Origin of the sequence: Pseudomonas sp. UME65 (genome assembly GCF_014170225.1) — a bacterium.
Taxonomy (GTDB): domain Bacteria; phylum Pseudomonadota; class Gammaproteobacteria; order Pseudomonadales; family Pseudomonadaceae; genus Aquipseudomonas; species Aquipseudomonas protegens.
This window is the reverse complement of sequence record NZ_LZZQ01000010.1, coordinates 271,443-286,452: the sequence shown is the minus strand read 5'-3', so window position 1 is coordinate 286,452 and position 15,010 is coordinate 271,443. Positions and strand designations below refer to the sequence as shown.

The following is a 15,010-nucleotide window of genomic DNA, read 5'->3' as shown; positions in this document are numbered from 1 at the left end:
GCCTTCCATTCGAGGACTTGCCATGCGCGACTCTCTGCAGCAACGAGTGCAACAACTGGGTCTTGAACTGCCGATCCCCGGCCAGCCGATCGCCAACTACGTCAACCATGCCCAGAGCCAGAACCTGCTGTTCATCTCCGGGCAAACACCGCAAGCAGAGCAGCATCCCCATCTGCTGGGCCGGCTCGGTGACAACCTCAGCATCGAGCAGGGTGCCCAGGCCGCGGAACTGGCGGCCCTGGCCCTGCTGGCGCAACTCTCGGCGGCCCTGGGGGACGACTTGTCGAGGCTGCAACGCATCAGCCGGCTGGGGGTGTTCATTGCCGCCAGCGCCGACTTCAAGGGCCATGGCCAGGTCGCCAATGGCGCCTCCAACCTGCTGGTCAACGCCCTGGGCGAGAAAGGCCGGCATGCCCGCACTTCGGTGGGCGTCGCCAGCCTGCCTGCCGGCGTCGCCGTGGAGGTCGACGGGATTTTCGAGCTCAAGCCGTGATGCCCCTGAGCCCGGACCACATCGCCCGGCTGCGGGCGGCCACACCGGGTTGCACCCGGGTCTGTCACTTCAACCATGCCGGGGGGTCCCTGCCCAGCCAGGGCACCCTGGACGCCATGTCCGGGCAACTGCAGCGGGAGGCCCACAGCGGGCCGATGGAAGCGGCCGGCGCCGGCGCCCAGTTGCAGGAGCAGGCGCGACAGACCGCCGCCCGAGTGCTCAACACCTGCCCGCAAGCCATCGCCTTTACCAGCAGTGGTTCGGCGGCCTGGGGCATGGCCTTCAACGCCCTGCCCGCCTGGCAGCCGGGCGACCGGATCCTGGTGGGGCGCCAGGAATGGGCCGGCAACCTGGCCTGCATGGCCCCGGCCGTGGCCGCCGGCGCGCAGCTGGAAGTCATTCCCTGTGACAGCCACGGTGCGGTTTCAGTCCCGGCGCTGGAGTCCATGCTCGACTCCCGGGTGCGCCTCATCGCCTTGACCTGGCTACCGGCCAATGGCGGGCTGATCAACCCGGCCGCAGCCATCGGCCAACTGGCGCGCCAATGGCACATCCCCTACTTCATCGATGCCGGCCAGGCTCTGGGCCAGGTGCCCTGCGACGTGCTGGCGCTCAACTGCGATGTGCTCAAGGGCGCGGGGCGCAAGTACCTGCGCGGCCCGCGAGGCACGGCCCTGCTCTATATAAGGCCCGGCTTCCTCGAGCAGTTGAATCCGCTGCCGCGGGACGTGCTGTCGGCGCCCTGGGACGGCCAGGGCTTCGCTCTGCGCAACGATGCCCGGCGCTTTGAAACCAGTGAAGTGTCGATGGTACTGCTGGCTGGCCTGGCCAATGCCCTGCAGGAGTTCGAAAGCATCGGCGTGGCCGCCATTGCGCAAAGGATCAATGCCTTGAGCGAGCCGCTGCGCAAGAAGCTGCAGCGCTTGCCCGGCCTGCAACTCCAGGACCTGGGCAGCCCGGGGCAGCAATCGGGCCTGATCGCCTTCACTCTCGAAGGTTGGGACGGGCTGGCACTCAAGGAGGAACTGGCGCGGCGCGGCATCAATATCGGCGCCAATGGCGTCAACTACACACCACTGGATATGCAGGCCCGAGGCCTGGGCAACATTGCCCGGATCGCCTTGAGTTACTTCAATACACAAGAGGAAATCGAGCGCCTGTTGCAGGCCCTCGGGGAACTGGCGGGGAACAAGCGCTCCTAGACCTCGACATCCACCCACAGGCCCTGGCGCGGAGCATCTTCGATCAACGGCACCACCGGCACGGTGTTGTCGGCGTTCAGTTCATCGCCGGGCACTGCCAGGTGCTCTTCGGGGTCGTCCTCGGCCTCACGCTCACGGCGCTGCTTCTGTTGCTGGCGCCGCTGTTCCTCGCGCAGCAGCAGGGCGGACTCCTCGGGGTCGCGCTTTTGCAGGTCGATGGTGCTTTCGTTGGAGCTTTCCTGCACCGGTACCACAGGCGGGATGTCCGGTCGCTGGCGGATCGGATCCTGCTGGGCGGTGATCGGCACGGCACTCAAGGGGAGCATCGGTGGCAGCATATTATTGGTCTCCTGTCGGCAGGCTGTCGGCTGCGGCATGGGCGACTTGAGCCATCGGTCGCAAAACTGTGACCCAGTCGTCAGCCGATAGTGCCCCGCCACCCGACGAATACACGCCGTACGCTACCTTTTAATCCAGGGGATTGATCAGAGTTCTTTGGACTGGAAGCGTCGTTCCGTTAAGATAGTCGGCTTTTTCAAAGCGGGAGTCAGGCAGCATGGCGCAGCAGTATCAACCGGGGCAACGCTGGATTAGTGACAGCGAAGCCGAGCTGGGTTTAGGCACCGTTCTGGCACAGGACGGTCGCTTGCTGACCGTGCTCTATCCGGCCACTGGCGACACCCGCCAGTATGCGCTACGGAATGCGCCCCTCACTCGCGTGAGGTTCTCTCCGGGTGACAGCATCACCCACTTCGAAGGCTGGAAAATGACCGTACAGGAAGTCGATGATGTCGACGGCCTGCTGGTCTACCACGGCCTCAACGGGCAGAACGAAGCCGTCACCCTGCCGGAAACCCAACTCTCGAACTTCATCCAGTTCCGTCTGGCCAGCGACCGTCTGTTCGCCGGGCAGATCGACCCGCTGGCCTGGTTCTCCCTGCGCTACCACACCCTGGAACACACCAGCCGCCAGCTGCAGTCCTCGCTCTGGGGCCTGGGTGGCGTGCGCGCCCAACCCATCGCCCACCAGTTGCACATTGCCCGTGAAGTCGCCGACCGCATCGCGCCGCGGGTCCTGCTGGCGGACGAAGTGGGCCTGGGCAAGACCATCGAGGCCGGCCTGGTGATCCATCGCCAACTGCTCTCGGGTCGCGCCAGCCGGGTGCTGATCCTGGTACCGGAAAACCTCCAGCACCAGTGGCTGGTAGAGATGCGCCGGCGCTTCAACCTGCAAGTGGCACTGTTCGATGAAGAACGCTTTATCGAAAGCGATGCCAGCAACCCGTTCGAAGACACCCAGCTGGCCCTGGTGGCCCTGGAGTGGCTGGTGGACGACGAGAAGGCCCAGGACGCGCTGTTCGCCGCCGGCTGGGACCTGATGGTGGTGGACGAAGCCCACCACCTGGTGTGGCACGAAGACCAGGTCAGCCCGGAATACGCCCTGGTGGAACAGCTGGCAGAGACCATTCCTGGCGTGCTGCTGTTGACCGCAACCCCGGAACAACTGGGCCAGGACAGCCACTTCGCCCGCCTGCGCCTGCTGGACCCGAACCGTTTCCACGACCTCGCGGCCTTCCGCGCCGAGAGCGAGAACTACCGCCCGGTGGCCGAAGCCGTGCAGGAACTGATGGATAAAGGCCGCCTGTCTCCCGAGGCGCACAAGACCATCCACGGTTTCCTCGGCAACGAAGGCGAAGCCCTGCTGGCCGCGGTCAACGACGGCGACAGCGAAGCCAGCGCACGCCTGGTGCGTGAACTGCTGGACCGCCACGGCACCGGCCGCGTGCTGTTTCGCAACACCCGCGCCGCGGTGCAGGGTTTCCCCGAGCGCAAGCTGCACGCCTACCCGCTGCCATGCCCGGACGAATACCTGGAACTGCCCCTGGGCGAACACGCCGAGCTGTACCCGGAAGTCAGCTTCCAGGCCCAGCCCGACGTCAGCGATGACGAACAGCGCTGGTGGAAGTTCGACCCGCGGGTCGAGTGGCTGATCGACCAACTGAAAATGCTCAAGCGCACCAAGGTGCTGGTGATCTGCGCCCACGCGGAAACCGCCATGGACCTGGAGGACGCCCTGCGCGTGCGCTCCGGCATCCCGGCCACCGTATTCCACGAGGGCATGAACATCCTCGAACGTGACCGTGCCGCCGCCTACTTCGCCGATGAAGAGTTCGGCGCCCAGGTGCTGATCTGCTCGGAAATCGGCAGTGAAGGCCGCAACTTCCAGTTCGCCCACCACCTGGTGCTGTTCGACCTGCCGTCGCACCCGGACCTGCTGGAGCAGCGGATCGGCCGTCTCGACCGGATCGGCCAGAAGCACGTGATCGAACTGCACGTGCCGTACCTGGAAACCAGCCCGCAAGAGCGCCTGTTCCAGTGGTACCACGAAGCCCTGAACGCCTTCCTCAACACCTGCCCGACCGGCAACGCCCTGCAGCACCAGTTCGGCCCACGCCTGCTGCCGCTGCTGGAAAATGCCGATGACGGCGAGTGGCAAGCGCTGATCGACGAAGCCCGCGGCGAACGCGAGCGCCTGGAAGCCGAGCTGCACACCGGTCGCGACCGCCTGCTGGAGTTGAACTCCGGTGGTGCCGGCGAAGGCGACGCCCTGGTGGAAGCGATCCTCGAACAGGACGACCAGTTCGCCCTGCCGATCTACATGGAAACCCTGTTCGACGCTTTCGGCATCGACAGCGAGGACCATTCGGAAAACGCCCTGATCCTCAAGCCCAGCGAGAAGATGCTCGACGCCAGCTTCCCCCTGGGCGACGACGAAGGCGTGACCATCACCTACGACCGCAACCAGGCGCTGTCTCGCGAGGACATGCAGTTCATCACCTGGGAACACCCCATGGTGCAGGGCGGCATGGACCTGGTGCTGTCCGGCTCCATGGGCAACACCGCCGTGGCGCTGATCAAGAACAAGGCGCTCAAACCCGGCACCGTGCTGCTGGAGCTGCTGTACGTCAGTGAAGTGGTCGCCCCGCGCTCACTGCAACTGGGCCGCTACCTGCCGCCGGCTGCCCTGCGCTGCCTGCTGGACGCCAATGGCAACGACCTGTCGGCGCGGGTCGCCTTCGAGACCCTGAACGACCAGCTGGAAAGCGTGCCTAAGGCCAGCGCCAACAAGTTCATCCAGGCCCAGCGCGATCAATTGGCGCCGAAGATCAACGCCGGCGAAGCCAAGGTCGCACCGCGTCACGCCGAACGTGTGGCCGAGGCGCAACGCCGCCTGGCAGCCGACACCGACGAAGAACTGGCGCGCCTGACCGCGCTGCAGGCGGTCAACCCGACTGTCCGTGACAGCGAGCTGGTGGCCCTGCGTCAACAGCGCGAACAGGGCCTGGCCATGCTGGAAAAAGCCGCCCTGCGCCTGGAAGCGATCCGGGTGCTGGTGGCGGGCTGATAGCCCGGTTGTCAGCACTGAACAAAAGGCCCGCACTGTGCGGGCCTTTTTTTTGCCTGTCGCCTGCCAATGCAGCAACGCGCCCTAGCGGCTCACTGCACCATCGTTGATCGCCGGCAGGCTCACCTCTGCTGGGGCATCAGCGGCATCCCCACAGGCCAGACCCTCTTTCATCCGCTGGGCGTCACGGACAAAACAGCGCGCTGCCTGGAACAGAAACAGCAGGGTCAGGAACAGGGCCACGGGAATCAGGTACATCGCGTCGTGCAGACCGATGGCCTTGAACTCCTCGGTCATCAGCTCTGCGCCTGCGGCATACATTGCCGAATGGGCGAAGTGGTCGGAGAGCGCCCCCACCACCACCGGCCCCAGGCCGCCCCCCAACAGGTACAGGCCGGCGAAGAACAGGGCCATGGCGGTGGCGCGCAAGCGCGGTTCGACCACATCCTGCAGGGCGGTATAGACGCAGGTATAGAAGTTGTAGGCAAACAGCCAGCCGACACTGAATACCGCGACGAACACCCCGACCTCCACCCGCCCGGCATGCAGTGCCCACCCGGTGGCGAGGGTCGAGATGATCAGGCTGCAGGCCGCGAACAACAAACGACCATTGGCTACCCGCTGATGAATCTTGTCGGCGATCCAGCCGCCCAGGGTCAGGCCCACCAGGCCGGTCACCCCGACGATCAGCCCGGTGGCCATGGCGGCTTCCTGCAAGGGCATGAGGAAGTAGCGCTGCAGCATCGGCACCAGGAACGAGTTGCAGGCATAGGTGGCGAAGTTGAACGTCAGCCCGGCCAGAGTCAGCCAGAGAAAGGTCGGTATCGCCAGCACCCGGCGAATGGGCCGGTCAATCCGCACCTGGGCCACTTTCACCGTTTCCGCCGCGCCGCGCTTGGGTTCCTTGATGAAGAACATGAACACCGCCAGCACCAGCCCTGGTACCGCCGCAATGAAGAACGGCGCCCGCCAGCTGTCGAAGGCCTTGACCATGGCACCGATGGTGAAGAACGCCAGCACCAGCCCCAGAGGCAGGCCGAGCATGAAGATACCCATGGCCCGGGCCCGGCGGTGAGCGGGGAACAGGTCGCCGATCAGCGAGTTGGCGGCCGGGGCGTAGCTGGCCTCGCCAATCCCCACGCCCATGCGCACCAGCAAAAAGCTCCAGAAGCTGCCGACCATGCCGTTGACCGCGGTGAGCCCGCTCCACACCGCCAGCCCCCAGCCCATCAGCTTGCTGCGCGAGCCGGTGTCGGCCAGGCGCCCCAGGGGCAAGCCGGCAATGGCATAGACGATGGTGAAGGCGGTGCCGATGATCCCCAGCTGGAAGTCGCTCAGGTGCCATTCCATGCGGATCGGCTCGATGATGATGGCGGGGATGGTGCGATCGAAGAAGTTGAACAGGTTTGCCAAAAACAACAGGAACAGAATGCGCCAGGCATTTGCCGCTTGAGTCGAATTATCCATGGATCGATCTCTTTTATTGTTATTGGGCCAGACGCGAGCGGGCCTGGAAGCTGCAATCTAGTCAGCCGCACCCACGCTGTCTGTAATCATTCGCCAGCCTGATACCAAGGCATCGCAGGCAGGCGCGGGGATGGCACTTGCGGCTCCCCGGAGCAAGCCGCCCGAACTTCGCCACAGCCCCCGCTACCCGGGCCTTTCCCAGTCTTTTCAAGGGCTTGGCCAAGGCCGAAAAAATACCTTGCGCCCCCCCTTCCCAAGGCCGATGCGAAGCCTAGAATAGCCGCCTTGCCAGCCCCCCTTATCAACCCCTCCCCCATCGAATACGCCAATGTCCGAAGCCAGTCCGTGTCTGAATTGCGGTGCCTGCTGTTCATACTTTCGTGTGTCTTTTTTCTGGGGCGAATGCGCCTCATCCGGCGGGACTGTCCCCGACGAGCTGGTGCAAAGCATCAGCCCCAGCCGGGTGGCAATGCTCGGAACCGACTGCAAATCCCCGCGCTGCATCGCCCTTGAAGGCGAGGTCGGCCAGGGTGTGAGCTGTTCGATCTATGACCAGCGCTCCAGCCCGTGCCGCGAGTTCGAGGCTTCCTGGACCGACGGCCAGCCCAACAGCGACTGCGACGCCGCCCGCGCCGCCTTCGGCCTGGCCCCCCTGGAACCGGCGGACACCGAGCCCTGGTACGAGGAAAGCGCTTAGCACCTTTGGCGATAGGGCCCATAAGCAAATCATTAGCAGCAGCGTGCCACCTCCCATTGCAGCCAGCGGGTGCCTTCTATACTCCAAGCACTCGTTGGCGCGCGGCTCCGCCGACCTCAGATGACTCAGAGATGGGCAGGCTATGGACTGGCTGGGCGTGCATTTCATTACCGAGCTTCCACAGGCCGGGCAAGTGGTCCTGCATTGCACCCACAACCCGGTTCTGGTGCTTCTGGCCTACCTGGTAGCCTGTGCCGCCAGCTTCGCCACCCTGGACATGGCCGAACGTGTCAGTCATGCCGAGCGACCGGCCAGCCAGCGCCTGTGGCGCTGGGTCGGAGCCTGCTGCCTGGCCGGGGGGATCTGGGCCATGCACTTCATCGCCATGCTGGCGTTCGAGGCGCCGCTGCAGATCCACTACGACCTGCCCCTGACCCTGCTGTCGCTCCTGATCGCGCTGGTCGCCGCCTGGCTGGCGATGAACACCCTGAGCCACGCGCACATGCCGCTGTGGCGCTATGGCGTTGCTTCGATCTGGATCGGCCTGGGCATCGCCGCCATGCACTACGTCGGCATGGCGGCCATGCGCAGCAGCGCCAGCCTGTACTACGACCCCTTACTGATGGCGCTGTCGGTGCTGGTGGCGATCGCCTGCAGCCTGGCGGCGCTGCTGCTGTCCCGTCACCTGCGCGAAGGCAGCGGCATGTTCCACCAGTTGCTCAAGTACGCCAGCAGCCTGGTGCTGGGCGCTGCCATCGTGCTCATGCACTTCACCGGCATCTGGGCCATGACCCTGGTGCTGCCCGCCGGCAGCCTGCCCGCCCCCGCCACATCCGACGGGCATCTGCAACTGGGCCTGACCCTGAGCGCGATCGTGCTCTTGATCATCGGCAGCGGCATCAGCGCGGCCCTGGCGGACAAGAAGCTGCAACACAAGGAGCGGGACCTGCGGCGGGTCAATGCCCTGCTTTCGCAACTGGACCAGGCCCGGGTTTCCCTGCAGCAGGTGGCCCACTACGACGCCCTGACCAACCTGATCAACCGCCGCGGCTTCAACCAGCTGTTCGCCGAAAAGCTCATCGAGAAAACCACCTTTGGCGGCATGCTGGCGGTGATGTTCCTCGACATCGACCACTTCAAGCGCATCAATGACAGCCTCGGCCACGATGCCGGGGACGAGTTGCTGAAAGTCATCGCCGGGCACATCAAGAGCTCCACCCGCAGCCATGAAGACGTGGTGGCACGCCTGGGCGGCGACGAGTTCTGCATCCTCATCAATCTGTACGAGCGCGAAGAAGCCCGGCAGATGGCCCAGCGCATCATGCAGAAAATGAAGGAGCCGATCGAACTGGGAGGGCGGCGCATGGTGATGACCACCAGCATCGGCATCAGCGTCTTCCCCGATGACGGCAAGACCTGCGAGGAGTTGCTCAAGAACGCCGACCTGGCCCTGTATCAATCCAAGGATTGCGGGCGCAACAGCCTGCATTTCTTCAACTCCCACCTCAAGACCCGGGCCACCCTGGAACTGCAACTGGAAGAGGAATTGCGCAACGCCCTGCGCGACGACCAGGGCCTGCTGCTGTATTACCAACCTATCTACGACCTCAAGAGCGGCAGGGTCACCAAGCTCGAAGCCCTGATCCGCTGGCAGCACCCGCAACATGGGCTGCTGACCCCGGATCGCTTCATCTCCATTGCCGAAGCCAACGGCATGATCGCCGAGCTGGACAACTGGGTGCTGCGCAAGGCCTGCGCGGACCTGGCCTACCTGTCGCGCCATGGCGGTGGCGAACTGAAGATCGCGGTCAACTGCTCGGCCCTGAACCTGACCCGCGAAGAGCTCGCCGGGGAGATCGAAAGCGCCCTGCGCCAGGCCCAGGTGGCGCCGCAGCGGCTGGAGCTGGAAGTCACGGAAAACGCCCTGATGGGCAATATTGCCAGCACCCTGGCGCTGCTCAAGCAGATCCGCGGGCTGGGGGTGTCGCTGTCGATCGACGACTTCGGCACCGGCTACTCATCCCTGGCCTATCTCAAGCGCTTGCCCCTGAACACCCTGAAGATCGATCGCTCGTTCATCCAGGACATCCCCAAGTCGACCCAGGACATGGAGATCGTCCAGGCGATCATCATCATGGCCCACACCCTGCACCTGCAGGTGGTCACCGAAGGGGTCGAAACCCCGGAACAGCAAGCGTTTCTCCAGCACCATGGCTGCGACTACCTGCAGGGCTACCTGCTCAGCCATCCGGTGCCGCTGCGGGAGTTGCGCGGGGTGCTGGAGGAGCTCGACCAGCGCCACGCCGCGCCGATCAATCCGCGGGCGCCGGGTCCCGATAAAGGCGAACCAGGGTCGCTGGATCTTTTTCCAGATAGCCCTGCCCACCATGCAGACGCATCAACTGCGCAGCTAATCCGCTGATCGGCGTCGCCGAGCCTTGTTCGCGGGAAAACTTCACCGCTCCATCCAGGTCCTTGAGCAGGGTGCGCACATGCCACTTCACCGGCTCGAACCGGCTTTCAGCCATTTGCGGGGCCAGGATCTGCAAAGGTTTCGAGTCGGCAAAGCCACCGGCCAGGGCCTCGGCGATCAGCCGCGCATCCACCCCCGAGCGCTCGGCCAGGGCCACCACCTCGGCGATCACCAGGGCGTTGCAGGCGACGATCATCTGGTTGCAGGCCTTGGTCACCTGCCCGGCGCCCACCGCCCCCATGTGCGTGACCCGCTGCCCCAGGGTCAGCAGCACTGGCCGCACCCGCTCGACGTCCGTCGCCTCACCGCCAACCATGATGGCCAGGCTGCCGGCCTCGGCGCCCGGGGTACCGCCGGACACCGGCGCATCGACCCAGGCCACGCCGCGGCTCGCGGCCAGTTCGGCGGCCATTTCCCGGGTAGCCGTGGGTTCCAGGCTGGACAGGTCCAGCAGCAGCTGACCGGCCCGGGCGCCCTGGGCGATACCCTGGGGGCCAAACACCACCTCGCGCACCACCTCGGTATTGGCCAGGCACATCAGCATCAGGTCGGCATCGGCGCACAGCTGCGCCGGCGTGGCAACTTGTCGCGCCCCGGCAGCCACCAGGGGCGCGCATTTTTCCGGGTTGCGGTTCCACACCGTCAGCGGATAGCCCGCCGCCAGCAGCCGGCGGCACATCGGCAAGCCCATCAGGCCGATTCCGGCAAAGCCGAGTGAAGGTAACGCTGACATCATATTGCCCTCATTTGATTAAAGATCACCGAATACTGGCCGATTCATCATGATTCAGGAAAGGATTCCCCCGAGCGTCGCTCAGAAAAAACCCTGACGCCTTGGGCAAAATTCGCGCTCCACGCAGCGACGAGGTCCCATTCCGTGATGGTTCGACGACACCTCGTCCACGAGCCAACCTGACCAGGCATATGGCGCACAATGACTTCTAAAAACAAACCTGCCAACGCAGTCTCCGAGATGACGCTGACCTCCCCCACAACTAGCCCCTCAGACCCGAAGCCATTGTCCAGTTCACGCCCCCTGTCGACTCAGCAGTACCTGTATTTCACCGAAACCAATACCGACCGCATCCTCGACAACCTCGACGGTCTGCGCGACACGGTGTTCCCGCGGCCACCGCACCTGGAAGGCGAGCCGGACAACCGTCGCGACCAGGAATTTCCGTCGGTCTGCCTGATCGGCCTGGGCCGCTGCGGCTCCAACATCGCCCTGGATGTGGCCGAGCTGGTGTACAACGCCCGCAAGTTCTACCTCAACGAATTCAATAACGAAGACAAGGCCTACGAAGGCGGCTACAGCCCCGGCCAGTGGATCCGCCAGAACCTGCGCCTGGGCCAGAACAAGGCCAGCAAGCCGGTGTTCCTGGTGGAACCGCTGGTGATGCTCGGCGACCTGGACAAGGACATTGCCGGGCGCATCCGTTTCTCGCGCAAGGGCGAGAAAAGCGGCTTCATCCGCGACTACAGCAAGATGAAGATCATGGACCTCTCGGAAGTCCACGCCGGTGGCGCCGGTAACGCGCCGATCCTCGGCCAGTACCTGGCCAAGATCATCCTCAACAAGGACACCCAGCGCTTCTCCAGCCCCGACTGGAAGATGATCCACTCGTACCTGATCGACTCCTGCGGGATCAAGGCCAACCAGTCGCGCCTGTACTTCTCGATCTTCAGTGCCGGCGGCGGTACCGGCTCGGGCATGGCCTCGGAATTCGGCCTGGCCCAGCAGTACTCGTACATGAACAAGACCTTCGACACCAAGCCAATGGACGAGCACGACAGCAAGAGCGGGCACTCCTTCGTCTTCGAGCCGATCTTCACCAGTGGCATCTGCGTGCTACCGAACATTTCGGACCATCGCAGCGAAATGTCCGAGGCGCTGCACATCAACGCCGGCCGCCTGCTGTGCAAATACCTTTCGGAAGAGTGGGACTTCTCCTACAACTTCGACAATGAAGACAGCAGCGAAGCCAGCGTCATGGGACGGATCCGCCCCTGGAACGCGATGATGCTGATCTCCAACGACATCATGCGCTACGCCGAAGAAAGCGATGACGGCAACATCCAGAACATCGACGTCAACGCCATGGAGAAGCACGCCAACCAGTACATCTCCCAGCAGATCTTCAACATCCTCACCGCCCAGGCGGTGACCACCGACTACGACCAGAACTACTTCCGGCGGGCCGGCATCGACATCGGCGAAACCATCCGCCTGGATGCCAACGACCTGTTCATGAGCCTGGCGGGCCCGGTGGCGATCGCCTACGCCGAATCCGTGGTGCCGGAGCAGCCGGTGCCCACCGGCGACAAGTTCAAGGTGTTCGAGAAAGAGCCGCAGCGCCTGAACATCGACGACCTGTTCTTCCGCTCCATCGACCTGCCGCACTTCAACAAGGTGACCCAGGCCATCGAGGGCATCAGCCTGCTGCCGATCGAGTCCAAGCGCTACCGCGCGGCCCTGGAGCAATACAAGGCTTCGGGTTATGACGCCGCGGCGCTGCATGACCTGCACTTCTTCAAGAACTGCTCGTCGGTGGTATCGATCGTGTCCCTGCCCAAGGACTACAAGCTGTCCTACATGGACCTGAACCGGCTCAAGACCCACCTCAACAGCCTGTTCCCCAACACCACCCTCAAGCGCTATGCGCTGGTGATCGGCGCTTCGGCCAACCTGTCGCTGACCACCCTGATCGCCAAGAGCCCGTGCCTGTCGGACGACTTCCTGACCCTGATCGTGGCCTTTATCAAGCGTTGCTTTGCGCGCAATCCATACCGTTTCGACGACACCCTGGACAACTCGGTGCTGGATTTCATCGTCAGTGACCAGTTCGATGAAGACCGCATCGACGATCTGCTCAACGAATTCGAGAACCCGGCGAAGATCCTCGACACCAACTGGTATGCGATCAAGCCGATGTACGAGAAGAAGTACCGCGAGCTGATCAACGACAAGGACAAGTTCGTCTCGATCAACGACATCCGCCTGTCCCGGGATTGCGTGAAGAAGGCCATCAAGTACCTGCGGGAAATCTACCGCCACCGTATCGGCAAGACCCGGGTCATCTCGCTCAACAGTCACACGGGCAAGACCGCGTATTAAGAAGGGCTTCGCCGGCCAGCCGGCTCCTGCACGGCAGGGAAAAACCTCCTGTCCTGTGGGAACCGGCTGGCTGGCGAATGGTCAATTTGCTCACATCGCGAAACAATTAAGCAGCTCGTCGGCTGGGCTTGAAACTGTTCCCCTTCCGTGAACGTCACCCTGAGGGAAAAGCCCGTGGGGCCTTTCTCTACGGCAAGGTGCCATCACTGGATTCACGGTTACTCGGCTACACACTTTTGTCCGACAAAAACCCGCCCCTTATCGGTGCACGCTCTTAGCGCGATGCCCTTTCCTGGATCAGGATCCAGGGTGAAACCACCACCGCCCACAGCGTCGGATCACGTTCCAGCAGATCGGATGCCCGCGTCGCAGACAGTTTCTCGACCTTTCCTTCGGCCAGCCAGGCCGCCACTTTTTCTGCCTGGTTCTCGGCCACGGCCTGGGCCGCCTCGATCAGATCCAGGTCAGCCTCGACCCACAATAGGGCACCCTTGGCGAAGAACGGCTCCAGTTCCTTCCAGCTGATAGATGCGGTCTCACCAAGCAGCTTGGCATAGAGGGTGCTAGGTTCTTGAGTCATGGGACTGTCCAGAAATGAAATCGGCGCAATCATAACGTCGGGGCTCTGGCAGAAAAACCCAGAAGCAAGCGCGACACCGATCGAGAAGCTCAGAAGCGCCAGGGACTGACGCCGAACCGGGCGCAAGCCACGCCGCAAATCTGTCTTTTTCTTTCAATTAAGCGACACCCCGCGTTTTTGCCCCCAGCAGCCAGCTTTTCAAGCGAACAACCGGCGCTCTACACTGTACCGGTACAGTTGCCAGGGGCATTTTCCGACGGGTATTCACGAAATATCTGATTCGGTTCTGCGACCAAGGCCGCCGGAACTATAAAAATTACAACAGTAAGAGTGGAGCACTATGAATAAGGCTACTAAGCAGATTTCCAAACTGTTTGCCGCTATGGTCCTGGCCGGGGTTGCCAGCCATTCGTTCGCAGCTGACACCATCAAGATCGGTATCGCCGGCCCCAAGACCGGTCCTGTAGCCCAATACGGCGACATGCAGTTCAGTGGCGCGAAAATGGCCATCGAACAGATCAACGCCAAAGGCGGCGTCAACGGCAAGAAGCTCGAAGCCGTTGAATACGACGATGCCTGTGATCCCAAGCAAGCCGTGGCAGTCGCCAACAAAGTGGTCAACGATGGCGTCAAGTACGTGGTCGGCCACCTGTGCTCCAGCTCCACTCAACCTGCTTCCGACATCTACGAAGACGAAGGCGTGATCATGATCACCCCGGCTGCCACCAGCCCGGACATCACCGCCCGTGGTTACAAGATGGTGTTCCGCACCATTGGCCTGGACAGCGCCCAGGGCCCTGCCGCCGGTAACTACATCGCCGACCACGTGAAACCCAAAGTGGTTGCCGTGCTCCACGACAAGCAGCAGTACGGTGAAGGCATCGCCACCGCCGTGAAGCAGACCCTGGAGAAGAAAGGCACCAAGGTCGCCGTATTCGAAGGCATCAACGCCGGCGACAAGGACTTCTCTTCGCTGATTGCCAAGCTCAAGCAGGCCAACGTCGACTTCGTCTACTACGGCGGCTACCACCCTGAGCTGGGCCTGATCCTGCGCCAATCCCAGGAAAAAGGCCTGAAGGCCAAGTTCATGGGCCCGGAAGGCGTGGGTAACGACTCCATTTCGCAGATCGCCAAGGATGCTTCCGAAGGCCTGCTGGTCACCCTGCCTAAATCCTTCGACCAGGACCCGGCCAACGTGGCCCTGGCTGACGCGTTCAAGGCCAAGAAAGAAGACCCGAGCGGTCCTTTCGTATTCCCTTCCTACTCCGCAGTTGAAGTCATCGCCGGCGCCATCACCAACGCCAAGAGCGAAGACGCGGCCAAGGTGGCTGAAGCCATCCACGCCGGCACCTTCAAAACCCCTACCGGCGACCTGAGCTTCGACGCCAAGGGCGACTTGAAAGACTTCAAGTTCGTGGTCTACGAGTGGCACTTCGGCAAACCTAAAACCGAAGTTTCCCCTCAGTAAGGCGCGGCCTGACTGACTGCCAATAAAGCCCACGGCGTGCCGTGGGCTTTGTTTTACGAATGTATGGGCCTGTGTTCCGTGATCCGGAATCCCGCCCACCTGAAAATCT

General features: G+C 63.2%; 11 protein-coding genes. 7 read left to right on the top strand and 4 right to left on the bottom strand.

All coding sequences use genetic code 11. The annotated features are described in order from the left end of the window. Window positions 1–22 precede the first annotated feature (22 nt). Both A9971_RS09060 and A9971_RS09055 read left to right on the top strand, forming a co-directional pair. Window positions 23–493: a RidA family protein gene (locus A9971_RS09060; RefSeq protein ID WP_011059652.1), complete on the top strand. Its 471-nt coding sequence runs from the start codon at window positions 23–25 to the stop codon at window positions 491–493. Further along, entirely contained in the window at window positions 493–1,695 is a 1,203-nt protein-coding gene (locus A9971_RS09055; RefSeq protein WP_183001424.1) for an aminotransferase class V-fold PLP-dependent enzyme, read from the top strand. The genes A9971_RS09060 and A9971_RS09055 overlap by 1 nt, the downstream gene beginning before the upstream one ends. Here A9971_RS09055 and A9971_RS09050 read toward each other — a convergent pair. Beyond that, window positions 1,692–2,033: a hypothetical protein gene (locus A9971_RS09050; RefSeq protein WP_011059650.1), complete on the bottom strand. Its 342-nt coding sequence runs from the start codon at window positions 2,031–2,033 to the stop codon at window positions 1,692–1,694. The genes A9971_RS09055 and A9971_RS09050 overlap by 4 nt on opposite strands. 218 nt (window positions 2,034–2,251) lie before the next feature. Here A9971_RS09050 and rapA point away from each other — a divergent pair, with 218 nt between their 5' ends. Then, window positions 2,252–5,101 (top strand): RNA polymerase-associated protein RapA, encoded by a 2,850-nt coding sequence (gene rapA / locus A9971_RS09045; protein WP_015634418.1) that lies wholly within the window; start codon window positions 2,252–2,254, stop codon window positions 5,099–5,101. An 84-nt stretch (window positions 5,102–5,185) separates the two neighbouring features. On the opposite strand, the gene A9971_RS09040 is transcribed toward rapA, so the two are convergent. Continuing rightward, the gene (locus A9971_RS09040) at window positions 5,186–6,568 is read right to left on the bottom strand and encodes an MFS transporter (protein WP_011059648.1); all 1,383 of its coding nucleotides are present in this window, start codon (window positions 6,566–6,568) and stop codon (window positions 5,186–5,188) included. A 328-nt stretch (window positions 6,569–6,896) separates the two neighbouring features. Between A9971_RS09040 and A9971_RS09035 the strand changes: the two genes are divergently transcribed. Continuing rightward, a complete protein-coding gene (locus A9971_RS09035; RefSeq protein WP_015634416.1) occupies window positions 6,897–7,265 on the top strand; it encodes a YkgJ family cysteine cluster protein in 369 nt (122 codons plus the stop codon). Between the two features lie 142 nt (window positions 7,266–7,407). Next, window positions 7,408–9,687, top strand: coding sequence for a bifunctional diguanylate cyclase/phosphodiesterase (locus tag A9971_RS09030; protein WP_183001415.1), 2,280 nt, complete (start codon window positions 7,408–7,410; stop codon window positions 9,685–9,687). On the opposite strand, the gene A9971_RS09025 is transcribed toward A9971_RS09030, so the two are convergent. Continuing rightward, entirely contained in the window at window positions 9,578–10,474 is an 897-nt protein-coding gene (locus A9971_RS09025) for an NAD(P)-dependent oxidoreductase (protein ID WP_011059645.1), read from the bottom strand. The two genes, A9971_RS09030 and A9971_RS09025, sit on opposite strands and share 110 nt — an antisense overlap. 198 nt (window positions 10,475–10,672) lie before the next feature. Here A9971_RS09025 and A9971_RS09020 point away from each other — a divergent pair, with 198 nt between their 5' ends. After that, the gene (locus tag A9971_RS09020) at window positions 10,673–12,853 is read left to right on the top strand and encodes a hypothetical protein (protein ID WP_011059644.1); all 2,181 of its coding nucleotides are present in this window, start codon (window positions 10,673–10,675) and stop codon (window positions 12,851–12,853) included. A 274-nt stretch (window positions 12,854–13,127) separates the two neighbouring features. Here the strand turns inward: A9971_RS09020 and A9971_RS09015 are convergent, their stop codons facing one another. Further along, window positions 13,128–13,433, bottom strand: coding sequence for a DUF2288 domain-containing protein (locus A9971_RS09015; protein WP_041116319.1), 306 nt, complete (start codon window positions 13,431–13,433; stop codon window positions 13,128–13,130). Window positions 13,434–13,773: 340 nt separating this feature from the next. Between A9971_RS09015 and A9971_RS09010 the strand changes: the two genes are divergently transcribed. After that, window positions 13,774–14,901, top strand: a complete 1,128-nt coding sequence (locus tag A9971_RS09010; RefSeq protein WP_011059642.1) for a branched-chain amino acid ABC transporter substrate-binding protein — start codon at window positions 13,774–13,776, stop codon at window positions 14,899–14,901. Window positions 14,902–15,010 lie beyond the last annotated feature (109 nt).